The 23,044-nt window shown below is 63.7% G+C and carries 21 protein-coding genes; 14 read left to right on the top strand and 7 right to left on the bottom strand.

What is annotated here, in order from left to right:
- Positions 1-20: 20 nt before the first annotated feature.
- The 3 genes from BRA471DRAFT_RS15950 to BRA471DRAFT_RS15940 are packed head-to-tail and all read right to left on the bottom strand — an operon-like array spanning position 21 to position 2,983.
- Positions 21-605 (bottom strand): amino acid synthesis family protein, encoded by a 585-nt coding sequence (locus BRA471DRAFT_RS15950; RefSeq protein ID WP_007608884.1) that lies wholly within the window; start codon positions 603-605, stop codon positions 21-23.
- A gap of 27 nt (positions 606-632) precedes the next feature.
- Positions 633-1,529 (bottom strand): UPF0280 family protein, encoded by an 897-nt coding sequence (locus BRA471DRAFT_RS15945; protein ID WP_007608883.1) that lies wholly within the window; start codon positions 1,527-1,529, stop codon positions 633-635.
- Positions 1,526-2,983, bottom strand: a complete 1,458-nt coding sequence (locus BRA471DRAFT_RS15940; RefSeq protein ID WP_035974002.1) for a hypothetical protein — start codon at positions 2,981-2,983, stop codon at positions 1,526-1,528. Before BRA471DRAFT_RS15940 ends, BRA471DRAFT_RS15945 begins: the two co-directional genes overlap by 4 nt.
- A gap of 281 nt (positions 2,984-3,264) precedes the next feature.
- Between BRA471DRAFT_RS15940 and BRA471DRAFT_RS15935 the strand changes: the two genes are divergently transcribed.
- Complete coding sequence (locus tag BRA471DRAFT_RS15935) at positions 3,265-3,747, top strand: (2Fe-2S)-binding protein (protein WP_007608875.1); 483 nt, start codon at positions 3,265-3,267, stop codon at positions 3,745-3,747.
- Positions 3,747-7,277 (top strand): molybdopterin cofactor-binding domain-containing protein, encoded by a 3,531-nt coding sequence (locus tag BRA471DRAFT_RS15930; protein ID WP_007608873.1) that lies wholly within the window; start codon positions 3,747-3,749, stop codon positions 7,275-7,277. The genes BRA471DRAFT_RS15935 and BRA471DRAFT_RS15930 overlap by 1 nt, the downstream gene beginning before the upstream one ends.
- A 3-nt stretch (positions 7,278-7,280) precedes the next feature.
- On the opposite strand, the gene BRA471DRAFT_RS15925 is transcribed toward BRA471DRAFT_RS15930, so the two are convergent.
- Positions 7,281-8,243, bottom strand: coding sequence for a catechol 2,3-dioxygenase (locus tag BRA471DRAFT_RS15925; RefSeq protein WP_007608872.1), 963 nt, complete (start codon positions 8,241-8,243; stop codon positions 7,281-7,283).
- 348 nt (positions 8,244-8,591) lie between these two features.
- On the opposite strand from BRA471DRAFT_RS15925, the gene BRA471DRAFT_RS15920 reads away from it, so the two are divergent.
- The 3 genes from BRA471DRAFT_RS15920 to BRA471DRAFT_RS15910 are packed head-to-tail and all read left to right on the top strand — an operon-like array spanning position 8,592 to position 12,309.
- Positions 8,592-9,815: a hypothetical protein gene (locus BRA471DRAFT_RS15920; protein ID WP_007608871.1), complete on the top strand. Its 1,224-nt coding sequence runs from the start codon at positions 8,592-8,594 to the stop codon at positions 9,813-9,815.
- Complete coding sequence (locus BRA471DRAFT_RS15915; protein WP_007608869.1) at positions 9,812-10,912, top strand: hypothetical protein; 1,101 nt, start codon at positions 9,812-9,814, stop codon at positions 10,910-10,912. The genes BRA471DRAFT_RS15920 and BRA471DRAFT_RS15915 overlap by 4 nt, the downstream gene beginning before the upstream one ends.
- An 11-nt stretch (positions 10,913-10,923) precedes the next feature.
- The gene (locus BRA471DRAFT_RS15910; protein WP_156526714.1) at positions 10,924-12,309 is read left to right on the top strand and encodes a triacylglycerol lipase; all 1,386 of its coding nucleotides are present in this window, start codon (positions 10,924-10,926) and stop codon (positions 12,307-12,309) included.
- Here BRA471DRAFT_RS15910 and BRA471DRAFT_RS15905 read toward each other — a convergent pair.
- Complete coding sequence (locus tag BRA471DRAFT_RS15905) at positions 12,306-12,938, bottom strand: hypothetical protein (RefSeq protein ID WP_007608867.1); 633 nt, start codon at positions 12,936-12,938, stop codon at positions 12,306-12,308. The two genes, BRA471DRAFT_RS15910 and BRA471DRAFT_RS15905, sit on opposite strands and share 4 nt — an antisense overlap.
- Positions 12,939-13,211: 273 nt before the next feature.
- Between BRA471DRAFT_RS15905 and BRA471DRAFT_RS15900 the strand changes: the two genes are divergently transcribed.
- The 3 genes from BRA471DRAFT_RS15900 (at position 13,212) to BRA471DRAFT_RS15890 (ending at position 16,877) form a co-directional block, all read left to right on the top strand.
- Positions 13,212-14,951, top strand: a complete 1,740-nt coding sequence (locus BRA471DRAFT_RS15900; RefSeq protein ID WP_007608866.1) for an ATP-binding protein — start codon at positions 13,212-13,214, stop codon at positions 14,949-14,951.
- A 204-nt stretch (positions 14,952-15,155) separates the two neighbouring features.
- Complete coding sequence (locus BRA471DRAFT_RS15895; protein ID WP_007608865.1) at positions 15,156-15,737, top strand: peroxidase-related enzyme; 582 nt, start codon at positions 15,156-15,158, stop codon at positions 15,735-15,737.
- A 198-nt stretch (positions 15,738-15,935) separates the two neighbouring features.
- A complete protein-coding gene (locus BRA471DRAFT_RS15890) occupies positions 15,936-16,877 on the top strand; it encodes a hypothetical protein (protein WP_007608863.1) in 942 nt (313 codons plus the stop codon).
- Between the two features lie 17 nt (positions 16,878-16,894).
- Here BRA471DRAFT_RS15890 and BRA471DRAFT_RS38875 read toward each other — a convergent pair whose 3' ends face one another.
- Positions 16,895-17,038: a hypothetical protein gene (locus BRA471DRAFT_RS38875; RefSeq protein ID WP_007608861.1), complete on the bottom strand. Its 144-nt coding sequence runs from the start codon at positions 17,036-17,038 to the stop codon at positions 16,895-16,897.
- Between the two features lie 150 nt (positions 17,039-17,188).
- A complete protein-coding gene (locus BRA471DRAFT_RS15885) occupies positions 17,189-17,812 on the bottom strand; it encodes a ParB-like protein (protein ID WP_007608860.1) in 624 nt (207 codons plus the stop codon).
- 272 nt (positions 17,813-18,084) lie between these two features.
- Between BRA471DRAFT_RS15885 and BRA471DRAFT_RS15880 the strand changes: the two genes are divergently transcribed.
- From BRA471DRAFT_RS15880 to BRA471DRAFT_RS15855, 6 genes are all read left to right on the top strand, one after another.
- Entirely contained in the window at positions 18,085-18,426 is a 342-nt protein-coding gene (locus BRA471DRAFT_RS15880) for a hypothetical protein (RefSeq protein WP_007608858.1), read from the top strand.
- 233 nt (positions 18,427-18,659) lie between these two features.
- On the top strand, positions 18,660-18,947 hold the full coding sequence (locus BRA471DRAFT_RS15875) for an acyl carrier protein (RefSeq protein WP_007592476.1): 288 nt from the start codon (positions 18,660-18,662) through the stop codon (positions 18,945-18,947).
- A 10-nt stretch (positions 18,948-18,957) separates the two neighbouring features.
- Positions 18,958-19,428 carry a 3-hydroxyacyl-ACP dehydratase FabZ family protein gene (locus BRA471DRAFT_RS15870; protein WP_007608856.1) on the top strand — a complete coding sequence of 157 codons (471 nt, stop codon included), beginning with the start codon at positions 18,958-18,960 and terminating at the stop codon, positions 19,426-19,428.
- Entirely contained in the window at positions 19,425-20,630 is a 1,206-nt protein-coding gene (locus BRA471DRAFT_RS15865; RefSeq protein ID WP_007608849.1) for a beta-ketoacyl-ACP synthase, read from the top strand. Before BRA471DRAFT_RS15870 ends, BRA471DRAFT_RS15865 begins: the two co-directional genes overlap by 4 nt.
- A 99-nt stretch (positions 20,631-20,729) precedes the next feature.
- Positions 20,730-22,007, top strand: a complete 1,278-nt coding sequence (locus BRA471DRAFT_RS15860) for a beta-ketoacyl-ACP synthase (RefSeq protein ID WP_007608847.1) — start codon at positions 20,730-20,732, stop codon at positions 22,005-22,007.
- A gap of 8 nt (positions 22,008-22,015) precedes the next feature.
- The gene (locus tag BRA471DRAFT_RS15855; RefSeq protein ID WP_007608845.1) at positions 22,016-22,948 is read left to right on the top strand and encodes a lipid A biosynthesis lauroyl acyltransferase; all 933 of its coding nucleotides are present in this window, start codon (positions 22,016-22,018) and stop codon (positions 22,946-22,948) included.
- Positions 22,949-23,044: the final 96 nt, after the last annotated feature.

The following is a 23,044-nucleotide window of genomic DNA, read 5'->3' as shown; positions in this document are numbered from 1 at the left end:
CTCCACTTTTCTGAAAAGATTTAACGCAGTCCGTCTTCGCCCTTGATCTCCGCGGCCGTCAGCCCGCCGACGCGCGGCAGCGGACGGCCGCTGTCGGTGACGGCGACCGCGACCATGATCTCGTTGGCGCGCGGCGCGTCGTTGATCTGCACTTCCATGCCGTCGAAATGACTGCGCACGAAGGCCGCATCCTTGTGGCCCAGCGGAATGTCCAGCGTCGTGCCGGGTCCACTGCGCTTCTTCGACGACGGGATCAGCGCAGCGCCTTTGCCCAGCACTTTACGGACCGGCGCGCCCATTTTCGGGTGAAGGATGGCAGCGGCATGCTCCAGCTCGCCATTCTCGCCGACGGCCGCAGCCTTGCCATAACTCTGCGCCTTGGACCCGTCGATTCCGAGCGCCGCCACCGCACGCTTCGACAGCAGCTCGCCGAGCTCCTCGCCAATCGCGATCAGCGGCGAGAGATCCTCGACATACTCTCCAGCGAACGGATTCTCGATCACGGCGATCGCCGCCGCACGCCGCGTCGGCGGCGAGACCTGGCGGCCCATCTCCATCTGCGTCTCTTCGACGACGGTGACGATCTTGCGGATGATCGCGCTCATGATTGTTTCCTCAAGCCGCTTCCCTGTTCAGGCATCAACCGCGTTCTCCAGCACAAGCGGGCGCGATCGTTGCCGTTCAATATCCTTGGTCCCGATGACAAGCATATCACCACAAAGCTGCAACACGGCACCCTCGATCAATCCGCGATCGAACAATTGCCGTGCACATTCCGCGCCAGATTCCAGCGCGGTGGTGATCTCGGTCTGCGACAATTCACTGACGTCACGGGTCACGAGCCGCGCGCCGAGATCGCTGTCGGGCTGAAGCTCACTCGCTGGCTTCCGGATGATGGCGGGATGCCCCGGGAGATCGACGGCATTGGCAATGATCGTCGCGGCCGCGTCGGCTTGCGACGCCGTTCCGGCCAACACGGTCACCGCATCGGCAATCCCGAGCGAAAAGCTGCGGCCGTGCCGTCCACTGGTCGCGATGCCGCGCACGGGGTCATCGGCGTCCACCCTGATTGTCCGCATCACGCCGTCGCCATCGGGCCGGTCCATCAGGCCGACCGAAAAATGCTCGCCGTCGCCGAGATGCAGGGCAATGTCGCCGCCATTGTTGACATAGGCTCGATCGAGCGCCGCAGCGTTCAGCATTGCGCCGAGAATCTCCTCCGCCACGGCGCCGGCAACCGCCGCCATCGGCGTAATGAAGTCATCAGCGGCATAAGGCGCGACCGCGGCGTGCATGCGGCGCGCCACGACGCCTACCAGCGAGGTCCGACCCTCGACGGCAGCCCGCAACTCCGGCAGTTCCGCGCAGAGCTCGTCGAGTAATCCCGTGAAGCGCCGGGCGGCCGCCTCATAGGCTGCACGTACCTCGCTCGGCTCTCCCCTCGCCTCGACGATCAAATCAATCGGTCCATCCTGCAAATGCAGCCGCCGGCCATCAGACAGCAACGCGATTTGCGGGAGCCTTGTCATGCCCGAGGTCCGGGAATCGGGTTTTGCCAGGGCAATTGGCGGACATCGTCGCCACGCTGAACTTCGGCGAGCGGTTTCACATAATCCATGTGCCCGCCGAGCGCCGCATAGTCCGACAGCTTCATCGTGAATTCGATCGGCGCGACCAGCGCGGGCGTCGGCACGTAACCGAATGCCCCCGCCGGCATCTGCGTCACGTCGACCATGTAGGTGATGCCGCCGCCCGGCCAGACATAGACCGGCGCGCCACCACTGGTGACGCGCGTCAGCGCGTCCTTCACCGAGCGGGTCAGCCGCACAGGATTGTCGGTCACGCCCGCCCGCAAGGAACCACCGGCGCCCGCCATGAACAGCACCGTACACAGCGCCGGCTCGCAATTCTCCTGAATGCGCTCGACCGAAAACTTGAGGACATCAGGCATCTCGGTCTCGACCGGCTTCAGGGCCTCGTCGAGCACATAATAGGAGGAATGTTCGCCCGTCGTGGATACCATCAGCATCGAGAGGCCAGGCTTGGCCTCATTCGCATCGAACGGTCCCAGGATTGCGAGCGGATCGGAGATATTGGTGCCGCCCCAACCCGTGCCGGGATCGGCGACCTGGAAATAGCGGCCGGGCGTCGAGCGGCGCCCCTTCATCTTGATGCCGGTGTCGGCGATGTCGAGCAGCTTGCCGGCCTGGTGCTCCGAGAGCACGCCGGTGATATGGTCGTCGACCACGACGACCTCGTCGACCTTGCCGTGCCATTGCTTGGCGAACATGCCGATCGTCGCCGAGCCGCAGCCGACGCGCATGCGCTCTTCTTTCATGCCGTTGACGATCGGCGGCTGGCCGGCCTGCACCACCACGCTCGCGCCGCCGTCGATGGTGAGTTCGACCGCCTTGCAATTTGCGAGGTCCATCAACGTGTCGCAGGTGACGCGGCCTTCCTTCTTGGAGCCGCCGGTCAGATGGTGCACGCCGCCGAGCGACAGCATCTGCGAACCGTATTCGCTGGTGGTGACATGACCGACCGCCTCGCCTTGTGCACGGACGGTCGCCGTCTCCGGCCCGAGATAACGGTCGGTGTCGATCTTCACCTTGATGCCGCAATAGGAGAAGATGCCCTCGGTGACGACAGTCACCATGTCGACGCCGTCGACCTCCGCCGAGACGATGAACGGCGCCGGCTTGTAGTCGGGATAGGTCGTTCCCGCGCCGATCGCCGTTACAAAGGTGGAAGGCTCGTGGACGATCTTGCCGTCCCAATCTTCGGTGCGGCTGAACGGAACGAGCTTGCCGCCATGCGACACGGTGCGCTCCAGGATCACATGCGGATCGACGCGGACGAGCTTGCCCTCGTGATTGGCATAGCGGTCGCAGGCGCCCGCCGCGCCCGGCTTGATGTAGCACATCACCGGACACGCATCGCAGCGGATCTTGTCGATGGCGGCGCTCGTAGGTTCAGTCACCATGTCAAAGCCAGCCGACAGTGCAGTTATCATTTGTACACGAACGATGTTGCGCGCCCTCCCGATGGCTGTCAAGCGGCGGTGCGGCGCAAAAGATACGCCTGCCGCATAAAACCTCATTTGCCTATCCGCTCTGTCCACAAAGAAGGCATTCGCGCTGCACTGCGGCATCCACGGCTTGCACGTTTGTGTACAAACGGTATCGTCGCAACATAGATTTTGAGCGGACCTGGATTTCGCGAAGCTTTGGCCGCGGCGCTCGACGAGTCGACTTGGGAACGAGGATGACGCAGACACCGATCCGCATCACCGTGAACGGCAGGATCCACGAGATCACTGCGGCGCGGGACACACCGCTGCTCTACGTGCTGCGCAACGATCTCGCGCTCAACGGTCCGAAATACGGTTGCGGCCTCGGTGAATGCGGCACCTGCACTGTCCTGATCGATGGCGCGGCGGCGCGCTCCTGCGTCATTCCGATCAGTGGCTGCGCCGGCCGCGACATCGTGACGCTCGAGGGGCTCGGTACCCGCGACAAGCCGGATGTGGTGCAGCAAGCCTTCATCGACGAACAGGCCGCGCAATGCGGCTACTGCCTCAACGGCATGATCATGACCACCAAGGCGCTGCTCGCGATCAATCCGCGGCCGACCGAACATGAGGCGCTGGCGGCGCTGCGCTACAATCTCTGCCGCTGCGGCACGCATGTCGAAATCCTGCGCGCGGTGATGCGCGCGTCGGGTCAACTCGCCGGGACCGCTGATTGATGGCCTCCCCTGTTTCGAACGGAGCTGAGCTGCCGCCGGGTTCGCTCGTCGTCGTCCGCACCGTGGACGAGTGCACATCCGAGACCTTCGTCCGCATCACGGCAGACGGTTCAGTCACAGCCTACAATGGTCATGTCGATCTCGGCACCGGCATCCGCACGGCGCTTGGCCAGATCGTGGCTGAAGAGCTCGACGTCTCCTTTGCCCGCGTCGTCGTGGTGCTCGGCGATACCGCAACGGTGCCAAACCAGGGCGCCACGATCGCCAGCGAGACCATCCAGATCACCGCCGTCCCCCTGCGCAAAGCTGCCGCGCAGGCGCGTCACTTCCTGATCGCACGTGCGGCCGAGCGCCTGGAGCTGCCGACAGCCGATCTCAGGATCGAAGACGGCCTTGTGCGCGGGCACGACAATCGCAGCGTCAGCTATGGGGAGTTGATCGGCGGAGAGACGGTTCGTCTCGAGCTTGCCGACGACGTCGCCGTCAAGCCGGTCGGCGATTACGCCATTGTCGGCCAATCGATGCCCCGCGTCGACCTGCCTGCCAAGGCCACGGGCGAGCTGACCTTCGTGCACGACATCCGAGTATCCGGCATGCTGCACGGCCGCGTCGTGCGTCCGCCCTATGCCGGCGTCGACGCCGGACCGTTCGTCGGCACCAGCCTGATTTCGGTCGATGAATCCTCGGTGCGCGACATCCCCGGCATCATAGCCGTCGTGCGCATCGGCGATTTCGTTGGCGTCGTCGCGGAGCGCGAGGAGAACGCGATCCGTGCGGCCGAGCAGCTTGCGGTGAGCTGGCGACCGACGCCTGAACTGACGGATCTCGCCGACGTCGAGACGGCGCTGCGTGCCAATCCATCGACGCCGCGCACCCTGATCGACAAGGGCAACGTCGATGCTGCCATTGCCGTCGCGGCCAAGCCGATGCAGCGCACTTACGTCTGGCCGTATCAGATGCATGCCTCGATCGGCCCGTCCTGCGCGGTCGCCGACTTCCAGGACGGCAACATCCGCGTCTGGTCGGGCACGCAAAATCCGCACGTGCTGCGCGCAGATCTGTCGCTGCTGATCGAGCGTCCCGAGAGCGAGATCGAGGTCATCAGGTTGGAGGCCGCCGGCTGCTACGGCCGCAACTGCGCCGACGATGTCACCGCGGACGCGTTGTTGCTTTCGCGCGCTGTCGGCCGACCCGTGCGCGTGCAGCTGACGCGCGAGCAGGAACACGCCTGGGAGCCCAAGGGCGCCGCGCAGCTCATCGACGTCAATGGCGGCCTGGACGCGAAGGGCGACGTCGCCGCCTACGATCTCGCCACGCGCTATCCGTCGAATGCCGCCCCGACGTTGGCGCTGTTGCTGACGGGGCGGATATCGCCGAAGCCGGACGTCCTCCAGATGGGCGACCGCACCGCGATCCCGCCTTACGATTACGACCACATGCGCGTCGTCGCCCACGACATGGCGCCGATCGCGCGCGCGTCCTGGTTTCGCGGCGTCTCGGCCCTGCCGAACACCTTTGCGCATGAATCCTATATCGACGAAGCCGCGACCGAGGCCGGCGTCGACCCGATCGAATATCGCCTGCGTTACCTGAAGGACCGGCGTGCCGTCGATCTCGTCCACGCGGTCGCCGATCGCGCGGGCTGGACGCCACGACCGGTGCGCGAAGAGAAAGACGGCGAGATCGTGCATGGGCGCGGTTTTGCCTATGCGCTCTACGTCCACAGCAAATTTCCCGGCTATGGCGCGGCGTGGTCGGCCTGGGTCACCGACGTTGCCGTGAATAAGGCGACCGGCGACGTCAGCGTGACGCGCGTGGTCGCCGGGCAGGACTCCGGATTGATGATCAACCCGGACGGCGTGCGCCACCAGATCCACGGCAACGTCATCCAGTCCACCAGCCGCGCGCTGATGGAGGAGGTCTCGTTCGAGCGCGGCGCAGTCGTGGCGCGGGAATGGGGCGCCTACCCGATCATCCCCTTCCCTGACGTGCCCAAGATCGACGTGTTGTTGCTGCCGCGGCCGGACCAGCCGCCGCTCGGCGTCGGCGAATCCGCCTCGGTCCCGAGTGCGGCTGCGATTGCGAACGCGATCTTCGATGCCACCGGCGTGCGATTTCGCGAGCCGCCGTTCACGCCCGAGCGCATCCTGAAGGGGCTGCACGGCGGCGCACCGGCCACGCCGCAGGCGCTGCCCGCTCCGCCTGCGCCACAACCGTCCCGTATCTGGGAGAATCCATTCGCCAAACGCGCCGGCATCTTCGCGACCATCGCGGCGATCTGCACCGCGGCGATCGGCATCGGCGCGGCTGTTTTGCCTGGCCGCGCCATCGCGCCTATCGCGCGGCCTGACCCATCGGTCTATTCCGCAGCGACGATCGCGCGCGGGCAACAACTGGCCGCACTCGGCAATTGCGCGGAGTGCCACACCATGATCGGCGGCGCGCTCAACGCTGGTGGCCGCGCGCTGGAGACGCCGTTCGGCATAATCTACGCAACCAACATCACACCCGACGTCGAGACCGGCATCGGCGCCTGGTCCTATCCAGCGTTCGAGCGCGCGATGCGCGACGGGCTGCATCGCGACGGACGGCAATTCTATCCCGCCTTCCCCTACACGCATTTTTCGAAGACCGGCGACGCCGACATGCAGGCGCTTTATGCCTACCTGATGGCACAGCCGGCGGTGCGCACGACGCAGCCTGCGAATACGCTCGCCTTCCCGTTCAATCTCCGTCCGCTACTTGCCGGATGGAATGCGCTGTTCCACCAGACGCGGGAGTTCAAGCCCGACCCTGCCAAGTCCGAAGTCTGGAATCGCGGCGCTTATCTCGTCGAAGGTCTCGGCCATTGCAGCGCCTGCCATTCGCCGCGCAACGCGCTCGGCGCCGAGCAGCGTGGCGCCTATCTCGCCGGCGGCTTTGCCGAGGGCTGGGAGGCGCCGCCGCTGACCTCACTCTCGCACGCGCCGATCCCATGGAGCGAGGACGAGCTTTTCGCCTATTTGCGCACGGGCCACTCGCGATACCATGGCGTCGCCGCCGGGCCGATGGCGCCGATCGTCCGGGACCTCAAAGCCCTGCCCGACCAGGACATCCGCGCCATGGCCGTCTATCTCAACTCGTTCAATGACAGCGCGACCGGGACGCCGACGCAGGACGCACTCGCGACCGGGTTAGAAGCTTCCACGCAAGTCACGATGGCGTCCTCCAGCGGCGCGCGACTCTATCAGGGCGCCTGCGCCGTCTGCCATGAGGTCGGCGGCCTGCCGCTGTTCGGCAGCCGGCCTTCGCTGGCACTCAACAGCAACCTGCACAGCGCCGCATCGGACAATCTCGTGCAAATCATCCTGCACGGCATCGCCGAGCCGGTGTCGAGCGATCTCGGCTACATGCCGGCATTCAAGAACAGCATGAGCGATGCACAGGTCGAGGAACTCGTCACGTTCCTGCGTAAGCAGTTTGCACCGGACAGGCCAGCATGGACCGGCGTGAAGGAGACGATTGCGCGTGTGAGAGCCGCCACGAACTGAGCGCTACTTCTTGTGCTCCACCGGCGGCGTGCCGTGCGTGTGGAAGGACTCAATCGTCTTCAGGCCCCACGCCTGCCCCTTCTTGCGTTCCTCTTCCGTCCACACGATCGGCTTCCAGTCGGGCGCGAGGATGAGGCGAGCGCCGGCATTGGCGACTTCGACGCGGTTGCCGCCGGGTTCGTAGACATAGAGGAAGAAGGTCTGCTGGATCGCGTGCTTGTGCGGGCCGGTCTCGATGTGGATGTCGTTCTCCAGGAAGATGTCGGCGGCGCGCAGGATCTCCTCGCGGCTGTCGAGGGCGTAGGTGACGTGGTGGAAGCGGCCGGGCGTGCCGGAGTGATCAAGCGAGTAGGCAAAGTCGTAGCTCTTGTTCGACATCGTCAGCCACATCGCCGCTTCGCGGCCGTCGTTGAGCACGATCTGCTCGGTGAGGCGGCAGCCGAGATAATTTTCGAAGAACTCGCGGTTGGCTTTGATGTCCACGGCGAGGCAGTTGAGATGGTCGAGGCGCCGGACGTTGACGCCGCGCGCGGGAAAGCGCTGCGCCTGGTTCTTCAGCGCGGGCTTCAGCTCGGGCGGCGCCTGATACCATTCGGTCTCGTAATAGAGCTCGACGATGTGTCCATCGGGATCGCGGCAGCGGAAGGTCGGCCCCTGCCCCATGTCGCCGTCGATCCAGCCGATATCGAAGCCGGATCCCTTCAGCGCCGCAACGCGGCGCTCCAGCGCCTGCTGGCTGCGCGCGCGCAGCGCCATGTGCTCCATGCCCGATGTCTTCGACGCCGTCAGTTTGAGCGAATAGCGCTCATAGTCGTCCCAGCCGCGCAAATAGACCGACTCGCCCTTTTGCCCGCTGACGGTCATGCCCATCACGTCGACGAAGAACTTCAGGCTCTCGTCCGGCTTCGGCGTCAGCAGCTCCATGTGGCCGAGATGAGCGAGATCGAGGATCGGTTCGGGCTGCATGGTGTCCTCCAAGGCGTGGCTTGCGATACGCTGGACCGGATCCCGCGATCTGGCGCCGGCTGCAATCCGCTCACGCGCCCGTAGGCGGCACCAGGCTGCCGGTTCATTTGTACTAATGTACAAATGATTAGGTCTCGTCAACAAATTCGTTCCAGCCGCGTGCTACCAAGATACTACTCAATCGGTCGCCGCCAATTCGCAGCTATGCGGAAGGCGCGAGACACTTGCGCGCGGCGATTTGTCATCCTCCCCCGGTTTATCTTGACGGCGGACGCTATCTCAAGGTGTATTGTTGGGAACCCGAGCTGCAGCCAATCGCTCGGTGCGCCGGGAGTTGGGGGAAGCTCGATGGCCAAGCAGTCCGGGAGCACGGAACCGGCCGGCAGTTCGCCGGGTAAAGGCATCGCAACGATTCGCGCGGCCGGTGTCCCCGATACGCCCGTCACCAATCCCGAACGACTCGCGCGCCTCGCGCAGGAATGGACATACCTTCTGCGGGTGCGCTCGCGCTGGGCATTCGACGTCGAGTTGCGCAAATCCATCGCCGAGCGCGCCGTCAAGGACCTCGCAGGCGTGGGCGTGTCGACCAAGCGTTTGCGCGAGCTGGCCACAGCCGAACGTATCGAGATCGAGGTGCACGACTGGGATCGCACGGATGCGAGGATCTGTGCGATCCATGAAGCGGCCTGTGAAATTCCCTGGGAATATCTGCTCAGCGCCGGCACGCGCGCGGAAGGCCGTTACCACAGCACCTTGATCTCGCGCCTGTTCGACAACGGGCTCGCGCAGGTCACCCCACACCCGCCGACAGGTATGCTCTTCGTCGAGAGCGCGCCCGGACGCTTCTGGGATAAATACGAATTCGCGGACGAGGAAAAGCGCATCAGCGTCGCGATCGGTGCGATCGACAAACCGGACAACGACAAATACCGGACCATCGTTCGCACGCCCCAGACAAGTGAGCTCGCCAAGACAATCCACGGCTCGAGGTGGGAGGCGATCCACGTCACAGGCATAGATACCCATCAGGCCGCCTGGATCGTCGAAGACTTCTACGTGGACATGAAGACGAAGAACAAGCCGCTGTTCGACACGCTCATCGACTCCACCGGACGGCTGCCAGACGGAATGATCCTTCGCGAAGGTCACGAGAGCGAGCTACCCGTTCCCTACGGCGACCTTGCCAAGATCCTCGTGGGTCCGACGCCACCCCGGATAGTGACACTCAATCTCTATTATTCCGGCGCACGCATCGCGCGCGAGCTGGTCAGAAACAAGGCCCACGTGGCGCTCGGATTTCTCGACGAGATCGACGACGAGGTGGCGGAGCTGTTCTTCCAGGCATTCTACTGGAACTGGTTTCACGGAAAGGACGGACTGATCCTTTCGATCCCGGATGCATTCCTGAAGGCTTGGGAGGCGATGCCGTCGGACAAGGTTCACGGCACGTCAATCGTGATCTGGATGGGACGAAGCATCTTCGCGCCAGGCAGCGAGTCGATCATGAAATCGGCGGCGAGATCGCGTTCCGCCAAGAAGGCGTCTCCCCGGAAGAAGAGGGCAGCCAGATGATCCCGATCCAGGTCGACCTGGACGTGGCGGAGGCAATCAACTATTCCCTCCTGCACAACAACAGGCCCTTGCTCGACAAATTGACGCTGACGCGGCTGACCCAGAAGCCAGTCGAAGCGATCACGATTCAGGTCGAACTCTGCGTCGGCGCCGAGAACTACCCCTACCGTTACACGATCCCGCTCATGGAGGAGTTGCAGCTGCCGCTGTCCTCCGACGTGATCATCCCTCTCACCGCCAGCTTGAGCCGTTCGCTGCACGAGCGAGTGCAGTCCGCCGTTTACGTCAAGGTGACGTGTGGGGGACAGACGGTGTTCGAGGACACCAGGCGCGTCACGTTGATACCCGTGGACGAATGGCTCGACGACACCAAGAACAATCCCTGGCTGCCGTCCTTCGTGTTGCCGAGGGATCCGGCGATCCTTGCGATCATCCACGCCTCCCGGCGTTACCTGGTCGGCATTCTGGACGACCCCGGCGCAGGGTTCGACGGCTACCAGCAGGGCGAACAGCACGCCGTCGATCGCCAGGTTCAGGCCATCTGGACCGCGCTCGTCAACGAATATCGTCTGCAGTACATCAACCCTCCCCCCGCCTATTCGGAGCAGACGCAGCGGCTGCGCACCCCCAGCGAGATCGTCGCTTCCAACACCGGCACCTGCATCGACCTGGCGCTGTTGCTCGCCTCGTGCCTCGAATATGTCGGCATCTTCCCGGTCGTGGTGTTGCTCACCGGTCATGCCTTCGTCGGCTACTGGCGGTCCGAGGAGGCGCACGACGACTTCGTGGGCGTGGCGAAGGTGCCCGCCACGGTGCCGACCGTCGGCGATGCCGCGACCCGCAATGCGGGCTTGTGCTACGTCGATCCTTACGGCTGGAGACTCACCAAGATGAGTTACGCCGAGATCATGGCCTATGTGACGTCGGGCGACCTCGTGATGCTGGAAGCCACCTACCTGACCGGGGCCTACAGCTTCAAGGACGCTCAAACCGAAGGACGGGCCAATCTGCGCAGCCAAAAGGAATTCGACAGCCTGCTGGACATCCAGCACGCACGAAGCCTGAACGTCACCCCGCTTCCGATCATCAATGAATGACGGCATCGAACATGTCACAGTTTGTTGCGGAAGACCCCGGACGTTTCCTGTCGCAGATCAAGGCGGCCGAGGATAACGATGACCTGTTTGTGCCCCTCTATGTCGATCATGACGAGAGGATGGACTCCGTAGCCGGCCTGCGCCGACGCAGGCGGCGCGCTTCCAACACACCCGACGACAACATCCTCGCGGCTTCCCTGGTCGAGGAAAACGGTGTGCTGCGATGGTATGACGGCGTTCCGGCACGCGCGGAAGCGCCGCAGCGCCGTCGTCGCGCACGGCGGGCGGGAGGGCCGCCGCCGCTTCCCGATCAGACGGTGATCCTGACCAAGGAGTTTCCAAGACTCCAGCCGAACAGGGCTGCCGCGGCCATCGGCGCCATCGACATGCGACTCAACTCCGCAATCGATGTTTCGCTGCGCTCACACATACGCCAGTTGCGGGGCGGTCCGTCCAACTTCGTCATCGACGCTGCCGATGCCCATGGACCATTCAAGGGGCGGACCCTGCTGCTGGTCCACGGGACCTTCTCGAACGCCGTCAACATGATCGGCGAGTTCCAGGCGACTGCCGATGGCCAGGCGTTTCTCGGGGCCGCCCTGAACGGACCCGACAAGTACGACCAGGTTCTCGTTTTCGAGCACGCGACCCTTGCCGTCAGCCCGGTTCTGAATGCGCTCGAGCTCGGACGCGCATTCGTCGATGCAACGGGACAAGTTGACGTCGTCGCCCATAGCCGCGGCGGCTTGATCGTGCGGTGGTGGCTGGAGGCGTTCGGCCGCTCGCTCGCCGCGACGACCCGCGTCGTGTTTGCGGGCTCGCCACTCCACGGCACCTCGCTCGCCGCGCCCGACAAGCTCCAGCACGCACTGAGCCTGCTTTCCAATATCGGTACCTTCGCCGAGAAGACGTTACAGCTCGCCGGTGGCGCCAATCCGTTCCTGTGGGTCGCCGGCAAGCTGGTCGAGGTGGTGATGACCGTCACCGGAACGCTTGCACACACGCCGCTCCTTGATGGGCTGGTCGCGCTCGTTCCGGGGTTGTTCGGGCAATCCATGATCGAGAACAATTACGAGCTCAATCTGCTGCGGCTCGGTCCTTGTACGACGCAGCCCGCCTACTTCGTCGTCCAGTCGAATTTCGAGACGGAGAATCCCGGCTGGCAGTTCTGGAAAAATTTCAGGGCACTGCGGATCGGCGACCTGGCCGCCGATGAAATCTTTCCCAGCAAGAACGATCTCGTTGTCGATACGGTCTCGATGTCGGACCTGGGAGCGACGGGCTTCCCGCTCGCCATCCAGGGCGTCGAGGATTTCGGTAACTCGCCCGACGTTTGGCACTGCAATTACTTTCGTCAGACCAGAACGATCGGCTTCATCCGGCGCAGCTTGGCCTAGGTTGCCGGCACTGACAGCTTCGTCGCATGCTCGCGGAACAGCGCACGCAATTGCCGGCGCAGCGGCACCAGCGGTTTCGACGCGGCACCGAGCTCACCCGACGGCGCAATCAGATAGGCCTGTGCCTCGTCCTCGATGACATGTTGCGCGTAACCGGCCTTTGCAATCTGCCGCTCGAGCGCACGGGTATCGTATGAGCGCATCGCCTCACGAACTCCCTTGCGGTAGCCGGCATCGGTGAAGAACAGCGCATGTGCGAGTTCGTGCGTCAGCGTGCTGCCGTGGCCTTGGTAGATCCCGATCACGTAGAAGCGTCCGCGCAGCCGTTCGAAAAAGCGAAGCAGACGCCTCTCCTTCCGCGTGAGCGGATCGAACGCGCCGGTATAGAACGGAGCGAATGCCGTCGAAGGCACGTTGAAACCGGACCAGTCCTGATAGTAGGTGAAATTGCCGTATTGTTCCGCATACCAGTCCATGTACTGCTCTAGCGAGAAAACGCGCCCGTGGAACTCTGGCGACTCGTAGTGCTCCTGCACACGCAGAAAGGTCGACGTCAGCTCATATTGTGTCTTGAAGCGAAGCAGGTAGATGCCCGGGCCTACCCGCTGCTTCACGATCTTTTCCGACATCCGCTACGTCTCTCTCCACGGCCGCTTCGGGCCGCACCGATTCCACTCCGCCTCTTGGCATATGGTAAACTATTCCTTAACCCACCCGCACACCAACCGGCCGGGAAAAAGCAGCATTCTCGCCGTTTCTGCCCACAAGTATGTATTGGAACAAACCTCGCACCCGAATTGTCGCGGATTTAACGAAGCGCCGGCGCCTGCCGCTTAACCGTTTGTCCAGCGACGGCCGTGCATAGTCCGGGCAACCCGTTGCTCTTGTCAGGTTCATTCATTGTGACATCCTTTGGACGCGTGATTTCGGTTCGCGGATCGCTCGCCCGGGTCGGGCTGCTGGCTGAAAGCCGGATGCCGGTCTCGGAAGTGCGGGCAACCGTCGGCCGCTTCGTCAGTATTCGCTGCGCCAGCTCGGTCATCGTCGCGATGATCACCGAGGTGTCCTGCGAGAACCTCTCGAGCAACGACAATTTGATCGCCATCGCCTCGGTCGACCTGCTCGGCGAAATCCTCAACGCGACTGGCAAGGCCAAATTCCAGCGCGGCGTCACCAACTATCCGACCATCGGTGATTCGGTCGACCTGATCACGAGCCAGGAGCTGCGCACGATCTACGCGCCCACCGGTTCCGACCAGATCAATGTCGGCTTCCTTCAGCAGGACAGCTCCGTCGTCGCCTATGTCGACATCGAGGAGATGCTCTCCAAGCACTTCGCGGTGCTGGGATCGACCGGCGTCGGCAAATCGACCGGTGTGTCGCTGCTGCTCAACGAGATCCTCAAGGCGCGCCCGAACCTGCGCATCTTCCTGCTCGACGTGCACAACGAATATGGCCGCTGCTTCGGCGACCGCGCGCTGGTGCTCAACCCGCGCAATCTGAAACTGCCGTTCTGGCTGTTCAATTTCGAGGAAATCGTCGACGTGCTGTTCGGCGGCCGCGCCGGCGTGCCCGAGGAGCTCGACGTCCTCGCCGAGGTGATTCCGCTCGCCAAGGGCGTCTACACCCAATATCAGAACACCGACCGCATCGGCCTGAAGCGCATCGATCCCAAGCAGATCGGCTACACCGTCGATACGCCGGTGCCCTATCGCCTGGTCGATCTGATGTCGCTGATCGACGAGCGCATGGGCAAGCTCGAGAACCGCTCCTCGCGCATCATATATCACAAGCTGATCTCCCGCATCGAAGCGGTCCGCAACGACCCGCGCTACGCCTTCATGTTCGACAACGCCAATGTCGGCGGTGACACCATGGCCGAGGTGATCAGTCATCTGTTCCGCCTGCCGGCCAACGGCAAGCCGATGACGGTGATGCAGCTCGCCGGCTTCCCGGCCGAGGTCATCGATTCCGTCGTCTCGGTGCTTTGCCGCATGGCCTTCGACTTCGGCCTGTGGAGCGACGGCGTTTCGCCGATGCTGTTCGTCTGCGAAGAGGCTCACCGCTACGCCTCCGCCGATCGCAATGTCGGCTTCGGGCCGACTCGCAAGGCGGTGTCGCGCATCGCCAAGGAAGGCCGCAAATACGGCGTCTATCTCGGCCTCATCACCCAGCGTCCGGCCGAGCTCGACGCCACCATCATCTCCCAGTGCAACACGCTGTTCACGATGCGCCTTGCCAACGAGCGCGACCAGGCGCTGCTGCGCGCCGCGGTGTCGGACGCGGCCGCGAACCTGCTCTCGTTCGTACCTTCGCTCGGCACCCGCGAAGTGCTGGCCTTCGGCGAAGGTGTCGCGCTGCCGACGCGGCTGCGCTTCAAGGAGGTGCCGCCGCATCAATTGCCGCGCGGCGAAGCGACGATCAGCAGCGTGCCCTCGGTCACCTCCGGTCACGACATGCATTTCGTCGGTGCCGTGCTCGAGCGCTGGCGCGGTGCCACCTCGCAGCGCGACGTGCCGAACGATCCGGTATTCTCGGCGCCGCCCGCGAAGACGCTCTCCAACGTCGAAGCCCCGATGCTGCAACCGTCGATGGGGCTGGATCCGGACCGCTTCTCGCTGCTGAAGAAGCCGCTGCGGTAAGGGGCGGATACCGCTTCGGCAAACTCCGCCGTCATGCCCGCGAAAGCGGGCATCCAGTACGCCGCGGCTTCTCCGTATCCCATCGCTGTCTCTGGAATACTGGATCGCCCGATTAAATCGGGCGATGACACTGAGTGTGTGGCACGTTGAGGCGACCGCCAGCATCGACTAATGTTCGGTGCCCCCGATCCGGAAAACAAGCCAATGACAAAAACCGCCGCGCAACGCTTCCCCGCTCCCGCTCTCGATGCGCTCCCTGACGACATCCGCACGCGTCTCCTCGCCGTGCAGGAGAAAAGCGGCTTCGTGCCGAACGTGTTCTTGACGCTGGCCTACCGCCCGGACGAGTTCCGCGCCTTCTTCGCCTACCACGACGCGCTGATGGAGAAGGACGGCGGCGTCACCAAGGCCGAGCGCGAGATGATCGTGGTCGCGACCTCGGCGGCTAATCAGTGCCAGTATTGCGTGATTGCGCACGGCGCGATCCTGCGCATCCGCGCCAAGAACCCGCTGATCGCCGACCAGATCGCCACGAACTACCGCAAAGCCGACATCACGCCGCGGCAAAAGGCGATGCTCGACTTCGCGATGAAGGTCTCGGCCGATGCGCAGCGGATTTCCGAGGACGATTTCACCGCGCTCGCGCCGCATGGGTTCAGCGACGACGACATTTGGGACATCGCCGCAATCTCCGCCTTCTTCGCACTGTCGAACCGGCTGGCGAATTTCACCGGCATGCGGCCGAATGACGAATTCTATCTGATGGGACGGCTGCCGAAGAAATGACCGACCGCCGAGCGCTAAAGAAACGGGTCGCCGACAAATGCAGCGGATGAGTTCCCGTTTGACGGGAACTCTGCGTTTTCGCAATCGCACACGTTTAATTAAGAATCTCACCCTCAACTAGCACAAACGCTTTGGCACAACTTGCGTAGTTTCCATCACCGGAGACGTGGATGAGTCGTGCCTGTTGAGGGGCTGCTCATGAACGTGCGGGCATTTGTTATTGCGACATGTATTGGCACGGCATTCTTCGCCGCCGGATACGCATGGAACTATCAGCCCGAAATCATCAACGCGAACGAGATATGGAGCATGTTCGAATCGGAGCATGGCAAGGCGCGAGCTGCCGTCTTGCGCGTCCTCGTTGCGCCGAATTCAGCTCACTTCAACGGCCTGCGAACGATCGATGCGGACCAGGCAAAATACGTATGCGGCTCCGTAAAGGCGATGGACAAGGAGAGGCAGTATGTCGAGGCCGCCTTCGTTTACACCGTCGCGATCGATTTTGCCCGTATCGACGACGACGGCCGGATGACGTCGCAGCGCTCTGCTTACAAGCCCTGCCCAGGCGCGGCCGACGACAAAATTGCCGACCAGAACTCACTGATATCGCCAGGCGCGCTGTCGATGATCAAGACCGTCGAAAAAATGATCCCCAAGTCCAACGGCGGAACGATGGAACAACAGCTTGGCCAGCTGGCCGGACAGACAGCGGCGCTCGCGCCAGGTTCGGCGGACGCGCGGAGATCGGCCGGCACGTCGGGTTCGGCAGCCTCAGCAGGGGCTGGATGGGCACCAGCAGCCCAGCATTCAAGTTCGGGCGTGGAGGCGCGACAAGCAGATGAACTGACGTGGCGTGTCGATCAGCCTCCGGCCGCATGGCCGAATTTCCCCTCGGACCATCCGCTGGCGAAATCGGCGCAGAAGCGGACGAGCGCCGGGGCCCTGGCTTTCGCAACAGATATCGAGGCTCGCTGGGAGCAAGCCAAATCATCCGGCGTTCCGGCCAAGCGTCCTTCGCCTGAGGAGATCAAGGAGGCATGCCGCGCGCTACTTACGATCGATCCCACGGACAAGGATTATCCGCGAGCCTGGGCCGCCTTTGTGCGGCTGCGCAAAATCGATCGCGACGCCGTTGGTTGAACCGGCGTGAATCTGTCCTAGCGCTTCGCCATCAACTCGAGCGCCGGGGCAAAGCGCTCGGAGAACGTCAATGTCTTGGCATGGTGAACTGCGGCAAACGATGCCGATATCCCGGCTGAAGCGACCACGAGCAGGGCAACGGCGAAAACCAGACGGCGCATTTCGGCCTCCTATGAGAGCTCGACGACTCCAACAGATGGCACGGCTTTGTTTCAGCACGGCTTCGCGCGGACGGAAGATGGTTTCGCTCAAGAGGCTGTGATCAGGCCCGCTTTGCGGGGCCGCATGCCGGACCGACGCGAGCGTTGCGCCTAATCATCGTCAGCCGGACCGCACCAGCCGGGCAGATAGATCGCGTCCTTGCTCTTGGCTGAGGACATCGCCTTCTCGAGCGCCTTGTCGAAATTGGCATCCACGGCCTTGCGCGACAGCTTTCGGCGCAGATAATCGGCCCACAGGAATTCGGAGAAGGGGGTTATGTCCTTGGCGAAGCCGCCCATGCGGCGCAGCTCGCCGGCAAGGCTCCGGAAAGGATCGTCCTTGAGATCGACGACGGATTTGGGCAAATCGCGGAACGGTCGCCGTTCGCCCTTGGCGTCGTAGGGGTAGACCCAGCGCTTGTTGTCCATCACGCCCCAGAACGCTTCGCGTTCGACCATCCTGAGGTCGCCGACGATGGTGACCAGCACCTCCTTGACGCCCTCGTCGTGCAGCGCGCGACCGAGATGATGATGGTCGATCACGTAATAGCGCTCGTCGGGGCCATGCACGACGGGGATCATATGCTTGCCGAGCAGATCGGCCTGCTTCTTCTTGTCGTGCTCGCGCCAGCGCTTGCGCTTCTCCTTGACCTCGCGCATCCCGACCGTCATCTGCGTCGGCCGCAGCGACAGGATCGACACCGGATGCACTCTCGGTTCGCGCGTATTGGTCATGGTCGAAAGGCCCTTAACATGGTTGCAGCTGCGTGGTCAGGTTCTCTCGACTATGCCATGGGCATCGCGTCGGCAAAACGCATTAGGCCCGGCGGAGATTATTGCATCGCACCCTTCTGCATGCCCGACACGACCGCGGTTCCGCGGTCATACGTTCGCAGCCCTGCAGGATAGTGCGAACGCGCAATGCACGTGCGCGTTGAGAAGATTTTCTGCAACGCGTTCACCACGTATGCTATCTAAAATCGCTGCTTCGGAGTGATCTCTGCACCATGACAAACCGGCGGCCCATAAGCTCGGATGACGAGCACCGGGTGCTCCAGTTCAGGCCGCGCACCTCGCCTTCCCCGACGGGCTACCGCGGCAACGCTAGCGTGCAGCAATTGCGCGTCGCGCCCGAGCCGCTCGACCTGTCGCGCTACGAGCAGCCCCGCACTGAACCGGACGATTTCCGCCATCGCATGCTCGCCAACGTCGCGGCGCTGGCCTTCACCATCGCACTGACCGCGATCGGGATCTGGCTCGCGGTGAGCATCGCCGACCTGCGCCGGACCCAGGATTGCGTGCTGATGGGCCGCCGTGACTGCGTCAAGATCACGACGCCGCACATCTAAGGAAGACGTCTGGCGAGGCGCGCCGACGGTCCTTCGGCGGAAACGGCTCAGCCGGGGCGTCCCTAGTCCTGTCCCCACACCCGCCGGCTCCATTGAACTCAGGGCGACGCTCCGATATACGGGCTCTCGACCCGGCCAGAGGGGGGTTGAGGGCGTCATCGGGGCGCGATGCCCACCCACCGTTCCACTCTGGACAATCTGAAAAATATCCGCAATCTATCAAAGGCTTACTGATGTCCTCCACATTCGATCAGGTCGCTACGATCATCGCTGAAACCTGCGACATCCCGCGCGACACGATCACGCCGGATAGCCATGCCATCGATGACCTCGGCATCGACAGCCTCGATTTCCTGGACATCGCGTTCGCGATCGACAAGCAGTTCGGTATCAAGCTGCCGCTGGAAAAGTGGACCCAGGAGGTCAACGACGGCAAAGCGACCACCGAGCAGTATTTTGTGCTGAAAAACCTGTGCGCCCGCATCGACGAACTGGTTGCGGCCAAGGGCGCGAGCGCCTAAGGGCGCGGTCATGCAACTCGAATACTTCCACATGATAGATCGCGTCGTCGACCTCAACGTCGACGCGAAGACGATTGTCGTCGAGGCTCAGGTCCCGATGGAGAGCACCATCTTCGAGGGCCACTTCCCGGGCTATCCCCTGATGCCCGGCGTGCTCCTGATCGAATCGATGGCGCAGGCCTCGGGCTGGCTTCAGCTTGGCGTGCTCAAATTCGAGCGCATGCCGATCCTGGCTGCCGTCAAGGAGGCCAAGGTCCGCGGCTCGGTCTTCCCCGGCGATCTCATGAGCATCGAGGCGAGCCTGGCCCATCAGGGCTCGGGCTACGCCGTGACCGAAGCCAAGATCAAGGTCGGCGGCAAGCTGCGCGCGAATTCGACGCTGACCTTCACGCAGATTCCCTTTCCCCATGCGGATATGCGCGCTCACATGGACGCGGTCGCCAAACGCGTCGGCTTTCCGCAACAGGCCGTATCGCCATGACCGAGACTGCTTCGAAGCCCGCCCAGACGGAAGTCTGGATCACCGGCATTGGCCTGGCCACCTCGCTCGGAGAGGGCCTGGACGCCAACTGGGCCGCGCTTCAGGAGAAGCGCATCAATGTCGACGAGAAGGGGTTTGCGCCCTACATCGTGCACCCCCTGATGCCTGTTACCTTCGACAGGCAGATTCCGAAGAAGGGCGACCAGCGCCAGATGGAAGCCTGGCAGCGCATCGGTACCTATGCGGCCGGGCTTGCGCTCGACTCCGCCGGGATCAAGGGCAACAAGGACATCCTGTCGAAGATCGACATGGTGGTCGCCGCCGGCGGCGGCGAGCGCGATCTCAACGTCGACACCGGCGTGCTCACGGCCGAGGCCAAGGGCGCCAACGCGCCCGGCTTCCTCAACGAGCGGCTGATGAGCGATCTCAGGCCGACGCTTTTCCTGGCCCAGCTCTCCAACCTGCTCGCCGGCAACATCGCCATCGTGCACGGCATCGGCGGCACCTCGCGCACTTTCATGGGTGAAGAGGTTGCCGGCGCCGATGCCGCCCGCATAGCATTGTCGCGCATCGCCTCCGGCGAGAGCGACATCGCGTTGATCGGCGGCTCGCACAATGGCGAGCGCAAGGACCTGATGGTCCTGTACGAATTCGGCGACTTCAATCTCAAGGACAAGTTCGCACCCGTGTGGGCGCGCAAGGACCACGCCGGCTTCGCGCTCGGCTCGGCTGGCGCGTTCCTGGTGCTGGAATCGAAGGCGCATGCGGAAGCGCGCGGCGCAAAGCCATTCGCGAAGCTGTCGAGCGTCGTTGCCGACCTTGCCCGCCGCAAGACCCCCGGCGACATGGCCGCGACGCTGGAGAAGCTTTGGGCGAAGTTGCCGAAGCGCGACGGCAAGGGCGCGATCATATCCGGTGCGACCGGCGCGGAGCCGGCGACATCGGAAGAGCGCGGCTTCCTGAAGGGCCACGCCGAGTTCCCGGTGCGCTCGACCGGTACGATGTTCGGCCACACCATGGAGACGCAATTCCCGCTCGGCATCGCGCTCGCCGCACTGTCGATCTCGCGCGGCGCGCTGTTTCCGCCGAACGATTCCACGGGCACCGAGATTGAAATGCAGGGAGCGCCCACCCAGATTGTGGTGGTGGGGGCCGGACACTGGCGCGGCGAAGGCATGGCGCTGGTCGAGGCAGTAAGCTAAAGCGCGTTGCGCTTCGGCAGGTTATTGTTTGGGCATGATCTTCTCGAAAAACCGCGTCACGCTTTTTCGGATCATGCTCCAGCTCAAGCGGGGATCGACATGACTGCACCACGCGACAAACTCGGGCGTCCCGTCGTCGTCGTCACCGGCATGGGAATCATGACCTCGCTCGGCAACGGCAAGACCGACAATTGGGCGAAGCTCGTCGCCGGCGAATCCGGCATCCGCACCATCACGCGCTTTCCGGTCGACGGCCTGAAAACCACGATGGCCGGCACGGTGGATTTTGTCAGCGTCGATCCGTTCTCCTCCACCGGCCTGTCCGAGCGGATGGCCGAACTGGTGACGCAGGAGGCGCTGGACCAGGCCGGCATCGGCGCCAAGGCGGATTTCCCGGGTCCTCTCTTCCTTGCGGTCGCACCTGTCGAGGTCGAATGGCCGCAGCGCCGCGAGCTCGGCCGCGCCGTCGGTAAGCCCGACTTCAATTACGACGATCTGCTGCGCATCTCCGGCGGCGGCAAGTACAGCGCCTATCACCACCGCTTCATGTTCGGTTCGGTCGCGGCCTACCTCGCGGAGACCTTCGGCACCAAGGGTTCGCCGATCTCGTTGTCGACGGCCTGCGCTTCGGGCGCGACCTCGATCCAGCTCGGCGTCGAGGCGATCCGCCGCGGCGAGACCGATGCCGCGCTGTGCGTGGCGACCGACGGCACCGTGAACCCGGAGGCGCTGGTGCGCTTCTCGCTGCTCTCGGCGCTGTCGACCCAGAACGACCCGCCGCAGGCGGCCTCCCGTCCCTTCTCCAAGAACCGCGACGGTTTTGTCATGGCCGAAGGCGCCGGTGCGCTGGTGCTCGAAAGCTATGAAGCCGCCACCGCGCGCGGCGCAAAAATCCTCGGCGTGATCGCCGGCTGCGGCGAGCTCACCGATTCCTTCCATCGCACCCGCTCCTCGCCCGACGGCAAGCCGATCATCGGCTGCATGAACAAAACGCTGGCCGATGCCGGCATGACGCCGGACCAGATCGACCACATCAACGCGCACGGCACCGCGACGCCCGAGAACGACAAGATGGAATACAATACGACGTCGGCCGTATTCGGCGATCTCGTCTCGAAGATCCCGGTCACCTCCAACAAGTCGATGGTCGGCCACACCATCTCGGCCGCCGGCGCGGTCGAGGCGATCTTCTCGCTGCTGACGCTGGAGCATCAGCGCATCCCGCCGACGATCAACTACGACAATCCGGATCCCACGATCCTGTTCGACGTCGTCGGCAACAAGGCACGCGATGCCCGCGTCACCGCAGTGATGTCGAACTCGTTCGGCTTCGGCGGCCAGAACGCCTCGCTGATCCTGACCCGCGAACCGGCCTGACCGGACGCATGGCGCTGCTTCCTGCGAGGACGAAGGCCCGCGCGCGGGAGACGGCCAAGTCGATCGGTGGAGGCCTGATCGGCGCTGCCACCGTCGGCATGTTGCGCACCACGCGATATTTCGATCCGGCCAAGACCTCGGACTTTTTCGCACGCGTCACCAAACTGATCGGCCCACGCCTGCGCGAGCACCGCATCGGCCGCGCCAATCTCACCGCGGCGTTTCCGGACAAGTCGCCCGAGGAAATCGAATCCATCCTGATGGGCGTCTGGGACAATCTCGGTCGCGTCGGCGCCGAATTCGCCCATATGGACCACGTCTGGGATTACGACCGCGATCATCCGGAAAACAGTCGAATCGAATTGCCCAGGCGCAGCATCGAGCTGTTCGACGGCATCCGCGACGACGGCAAGCCGGCGTTGATCTTCGCCGCGCATCTGGCCAATTGGGAATTGCCGGCGCTCGCCGCCGTCGCACACGGGCTCGATGCGGCGATCCTCTACCGCCGACCGAATATCGCCTCCGCCGACCGCATCATCCAGGAGATGCGCCAGGTCAACATGGGTACGCTGATCCCGGCGGGGCGCGACGCGCCGCTGCGGCTCGCGCAGGCGCTCAAGGACGGCAAGCACGTCGCGATGCTGATCGACCAGTATCTGACCGGCGGCGTCGAGGTCACCTTCTTCGGCCGCAAGACCCGAGCCAATCCGATGCTGGCGCGCCTGTTGCGCCAGGTCGAATGCCCGATCCACGGCGTTCGCGTCATCCGCCTGCCCGGCGGCCGCTTCACCGCCGAGATCACCGAAGAGGTCCAGCCGGTGCGCGACGCCGACGGCAAGATCGACATCCAGGGCACCACGCAGGCGATCACGAGCGTAGTGGAAGGCTGGGTCCGCGAGCATCCCGAGCAGTGGCTTTGGCTGCATAGAAGGTGGCGGTGATCTTGTTCCGTCATTGCGAGCGACTTGTCCGCCGTAGCTCGAAGAGCGAAGGCGAAAGCGAAGCAATCCAGAATCTCTCTGCGGACAGATTCTGGA

Origin of the sequence: Bradyrhizobium sp. WSM471 (assembly GCF_000244915.1) — a bacterium.
Lineage (GTDB): Bacteria > Pseudomonadota > Alphaproteobacteria > Rhizobiales > Xanthobacteraceae > Bradyrhizobium.
Note: the sequence above shows the minus strand (reverse complement) of the source record. Positions and strands in the feature narration are given on the sequence as shown.

Coding starts and splice junctions, on each gene's coding strand:
- BRA471DRAFT_RS15950 (WP_007608884.1), bottom strand. CDS start 605: ATGAGCGCGATCATCCGCAAGATCGTCACCGTCGTCGAAGAGACGCAG.
- BRA471DRAFT_RS15945 (WP_007608883.1), bottom strand. CDS start 1,529: ATGACAAGGCTCCCGCAAATCGCGTTGCTGTCTGATGGCCGGCGGCTG.
- BRA471DRAFT_RS15940 (WP_035974002.1), bottom strand. CDS start 2,983: ATGGTGACTGAACCTACGAGCGCCGCCATCGACAAGATCCGCTGCGAT.
- BRA471DRAFT_RS15935 (WP_007608875.1), top strand. CDS start 3,265: ATGACGCAGACACCGATCCGCATCACCGTGAACGGCAGGATCCACGAG.
- BRA471DRAFT_RS15930 (WP_007608873.1), top strand. CDS start 3,747: ATGGCCTCCCCTGTTTCGAACGGAGCTGAGCTGCCGCCGGGTTCGCTC.
- BRA471DRAFT_RS15925 (WP_007608872.1), bottom strand. CDS start 8,243: ATGCAGCCCGAACCGATCCTCGATCTCGCTCATCTCGGCCACATGGAG.
- BRA471DRAFT_RS15920 (WP_007608871.1), top strand. CDS start 8,592: ATGGCCAAGCAGTCCGGGAGCACGGAACCGGCCGGCAGTTCGCCGGGT.
- BRA471DRAFT_RS15915 (WP_007608869.1), top strand. CDS start 9,812: ATGATCCCGATCCAGGTCGACCTGGACGTGGCGGAGGCAATCAACTAT.
- BRA471DRAFT_RS15910 (WP_156526714.1), top strand. CDS start 10,924: ATGTCACAGTTTGTTGCGGAAGACCCCGGACGTTTCCTGTCGCAGATC.
- BRA471DRAFT_RS15905 (WP_007608867.1), bottom strand. CDS start 12,938: ATGTCGGAAAAGATCGTGAAGCAGCGGGTAGGCCCGGGCATCTACCTG.
- BRA471DRAFT_RS15895 (WP_007608865.1), top strand. CDS start 15,156: ATGACAAAAACCGCCGCGCAACGCTTCCCCGCTCCCGCTCTCGATGCG.
- BRA471DRAFT_RS15890 (WP_007608863.1), top strand. CDS start 15,936: ATGAACGTGCGGGCATTTGTTATTGCGACATGTATTGGCACGGCATTC.
- BRA471DRAFT_RS38875 (WP_007608861.1), bottom strand. CDS start 17,038: ATGCGCCGTCTGGTTTTCGCCGTTGCCCTGCTCGTGGTCGCTTCAGCC.
- BRA471DRAFT_RS15885 (WP_007608860.1), bottom strand. CDS start 17,812: ATGACCAATACGCGCGAACCGAGAGTGCATCCGGTGTCGATCCTGTCG.
- BRA471DRAFT_RS15880 (WP_007608858.1), top strand. CDS start 18,085: ATGACAAACCGGCGGCCCATAAGCTCGGATGACGAGCACCGGGTGCTC.
- BRA471DRAFT_RS15875 (WP_007592476.1), top strand. CDS start 18,660: ATGTCCTCCACATTCGATCAGGTCGCTACGATCATCGCTGAAACCTGC.
- BRA471DRAFT_RS15870 (WP_007608856.1), top strand. CDS start 18,958: ATGCAACTCGAATACTTCCACATGATAGATCGCGTCGTCGACCTCAAC.
- BRA471DRAFT_RS15865 (WP_007608849.1), top strand. CDS start 19,425: ATGACCGAGACTGCTTCGAAGCCCGCCCAGACGGAAGTCTGGATCACC.
- BRA471DRAFT_RS15860 (WP_007608847.1), top strand. CDS start 20,730: ATGACTGCACCACGCGACAAACTCGGGCGTCCCGTCGTCGTCGTCACC.
- BRA471DRAFT_RS15855 (WP_007608845.1), top strand. CDS start 22,016: ATGGCGCTGCTTCCTGCGAGGACGAAGGCCCGCGCGCGGGAGACGGCC.